Annotated in this window: 1 protein-coding gene; it reads left to right on the top strand. The window is 39.1% G+C overall.

All coding sequences use genetic code 11. The annotated features are described in order from the left end of the window. On the top strand, positions 1-933 hold a 933-nt coding region (tnpC, locus tag F3D68_RS11145; RefSeq protein ID WP_191092815.1), incomplete at its 5' end, for an IS66 family transposase. Positions 934-952 lie beyond the last annotated feature (19 nt).

Here is a 952-nt window from a genome sequence, read left to right as displayed (position 1 = left end):
ATTAATGCGCCAGTGCAGTATGGTAATAACCTAAAAAGCTATACGACGTATCTGCAAAATCAACACTTGATTCCTGAACAACGAACTCAGCAGTTGTTAGAGGATTTATTTGGTGTCAGTATGGCGACAGCCAGTATTGCAGAGTTTAGTCAAACGTGTGCTGATCAATTGATTGAGTTCGAGCAAATGGTTTTTGATAAGCTAAAAAGTGCTCCAGTTAAACATCTAGATGAAACCGGTTATCGCATATGCTCAAAAACCCAATGGTTACATGTTTGTTCAAATGCGGACTATACTTTTTACCACGTGAGTCCTAAGCGTAAATCTCTACTGACTGGTCTAACAGGTATCGTGGTTCATGATCATTGGAGATCCTATTTTACACTTGAAGGTGTAAGTCATGCATTATGCAATGCTCATCACTTGCGTGAGCTACGATCTTTAGCTGAAGATGGTGAGATTTGGGCAAAACGTATGATGAGATTATTGAGGAAGAGCTGTCACTTGATGAATATATCTGATCAATCAGTGCTATTGCCTGATAAACAGGCTTTGATCAGTAAAATTTATGATCGGATTGTAGCTGATGGTCTTAAATACCATGAGATTTTGATGCCTTTAGCAAGCACTGGTAAACGAGGTAAGAAAAAACGACGAACTGGGCACAACTTATTATTACGATTGCGTGATTACAAGAATGACGTGCTTAGATTTATCTATGATTCAGAAGTACCTTTTACTAATAATCAGGCTGAGAATGACTTGCGTATGATGAAGGTAAAACAAAAGGTATCAGGCTGTTTTCGTAGTGAAACTGGCGCTCAAAAGTTTGTGCGTATTCGCACATTATTATCGACTGCTCGCAAACAGGGTTGGAAGGTTATTGATACCATTGCGGATGTCTTTAATGGCAAAATCCCACAGTTCAATTAACAAGCTGCTGGGTAGTTAC

The organism is Cysteiniphilum sp. JM-1 (assembly GCF_008711525.1).
Lineage (GTDB): Bacteria > Pseudomonadota > Gammaproteobacteria > Francisellales > Francisellaceae > Caedibacter.
Note: the sequence above shows the minus strand (reverse complement) of the source record. Positions and strands in the feature narration are given on the sequence as shown.